At 57.9% G+C, this 1,589-nt stretch carries 4 protein-coding genes and 1 rRNA gene; 4 read left to right on the top strand and 1 reads right to left on the bottom strand.

The genetic code is table 11. The features are described 5' to 3' along the window. Positions 1-262: 262 nt before the first annotated feature. Genes GW587_RS31590 through GW587_RS31575 form a run of 4 tightly spaced genes read left to right on the top strand, consistent with a single transcriptional unit; the run spans position 263 to position 1,472 of the window. The gene (locus GW587_RS31590) at positions 263-649 is read left to right on the top strand and encodes a hypothetical protein (protein WP_229259745.1); all 387 of its coding nucleotides are present in this window, start codon (positions 263-265) and stop codon (positions 647-649) included. 38 nt (positions 650-687) lie between these two features. Continuing rightward, complete coding sequence (locus GW587_RS31585; RefSeq protein ID WP_229259744.1) at positions 688-891, top strand: hypothetical protein; 204 nt, start codon at positions 688-690, stop codon at positions 889-891. After that, on the top strand, positions 837-1,043 hold the full coding sequence (locus GW587_RS31580; RefSeq protein ID WP_229259743.1) for a hypothetical protein: 207 nt from the start codon (positions 837-839) through the stop codon (positions 1,041-1,043). Before GW587_RS31585 ends, GW587_RS31580 begins: the two co-directional genes overlap by 55 nt. 54 nt (positions 1,044-1,097) lie before the next feature. Beyond that, the gene (locus tag GW587_RS31575; protein WP_229259742.1) at positions 1,098-1,472 is read left to right on the top strand and encodes a hypothetical protein; all 375 of its coding nucleotides are present in this window, start codon (positions 1,098-1,100) and stop codon (positions 1,470-1,472) included. Positions 1,473-1,475: 3 nt separating this feature from the next. On the opposite strand, the gene rrf is transcribed toward GW587_RS31575, so the two are convergent. Continuing rightward, positions 1,476-1,588 (bottom strand): 5S ribosomal RNA (rrf, locus tag GW587_RS30920). Position 1,589 lies beyond the last annotated feature (1 nt).

Raw genomic sequence — 1,589 nt, 5'->3', positions numbered from 1 at the left:
AACGTCCACACTTATCGACTGTTAATTTTTAAAGAACTTCAATTCGGTACTGCGTGCTGACAAAGCGTTTTGTCTGTCAGCGAAGAAGAAAGAGTATGAAGCGTTTAGCTCGTTTCGTCAACCCCTTCTTTTTCCAGCTAACTTCACATTTGCGTGTGTCGTTTTGCGGGGAGGCGAACTATAGCAAAGCGCCACTGGTATTCGCAAGACTTATTTTTCCAACAGCTACAATCCCGCCCTTTCGATACATCAGGAAGCGGTAATGCATAACAAGGCCCTCAAGCGCGGCGGCTTTAGTTGCAGCTTCGTCGTACTCGCGGCAACATTGGGTTCGGCAGTCGGCCTCGGTAATATCTGGAAGTTTCCGTCGCTGACAGGCGCCAACGGCGGCGCCGGTTTCCTGCTGGTATATCTGCTGGCAACGCTGGTGATCGGCCTACCGGTCATGATTGCGGAGATCACCATGGGCCGCACCGCAAAGGCCAATCCAATCACCGCGCTGCAAAGCCTGGCGCCGAAGAAATCGCTACCGTGGTGGCTGGTCGGCGTCGCCGGCATGGCCGCCGCCTTCCTGATCCTGTCAAAGCCATCGGCGGCTCCATTCTCAGTAGCGACCGCCACGTCACCGAAAGTGCATTCGGCGCACTGATCGGCGATCCGGTGCAATCGCTATTGTGGCAGCGGGGCGTGCTGCTGTTCATCGGCGGCATCCTGCTGATGGGCGTGACCAAGGGCATCGAAGGCATCGCGAAAAAACTGATGCCCATCCTGTTCCTGCTGTTACTGCTGCTGCGCGCGGTCAGCCTGTCGCTGAGCCGGCGGCCGGTCCGGCGCTGGTGTTCATCACTATCCCCGCCGTGTTCTCGCAGATACCGGGCGGCCAGTTGCTGATGATCGCCTTCTTCGTGCTGGCCTCGGTCGCCGCGACCGGCGCCGTGCTGTCGCTGATGGAAGTGCCGGTGGTGATCCTGCATGAACGCCTCGGGCTGAGCCGCCCGAAGGCGACGCTGTTGACCATCGCCGGCCTGGTGCTGCTGGGCTAGACCTGGGCGCTGACCAATAATGTGCTGGCCGATTTTAAGCTGTTCGGCATAAATATGTTCGACCTGTTCGATTTCGTCTCGTCCAACCTGCTGCTGCCGCTGGGTGGCATCTTGATCGCGGTGTTTGTCAGCTGGGTGTGGGGCGCCGACAACTTCATCCGCGCCGTCTCCAACGACGGCACGCTGGCCAATGCCGGCACCGCGCTCCTCAGGCGTCCAGACGAACCAGAGCGAGATGCCAGCAGCGCCGATGCGGACCATCTTAATCGTCGACGATTCATTCATTTGCTGACGCCGCAGTCGGCCATCAAGCGCACGCCGTTCGTGATACGGCAGCAGGGGGCAGGTCAAATGGCAACGCTTATTTCAGCGACGTATAAACGCAAAAAAGCCCCGACCGGATCACCGGAAGGGGCTTTTTCTATATAACTAGCTTGACGATAACCTACTTTCACACTGGTTGCAGCACTATCATCGGCGCAGAGTTGTTTCACGGTCCTGTTCGGGATGGGAAGGGGTGGGACCAACTTGCTATGGTCATCAAGC

Origin of the sequence: Duganella aceris, from assembly GCF_011090165.1 — a bacterium.
Lineage (GTDB): Bacteria > Pseudomonadota > Gammaproteobacteria > Burkholderiales > Burkholderiaceae_D > Rugamonas > Rugamonas aceris.
Note: the sequence above shows the minus strand (reverse complement) of the source record. Positions and strands in the feature narration are given on the sequence as shown.

Coding starts and splice junctions, on each gene's coding strand:
- GW587_RS31590 (WP_229259745.1), top strand. CDS start 263: ATGCATAACAAGGCCCTCAAGCGCGGCGGCTTTAGTTGCAGCTTCGTC.
- GW587_RS31575 (WP_229259742.1), top strand. CDS start 1,098: ATGTTCGACCTGTTCGATTTCGTCTCGTCCAACCTGCTGCTGCCGCTG.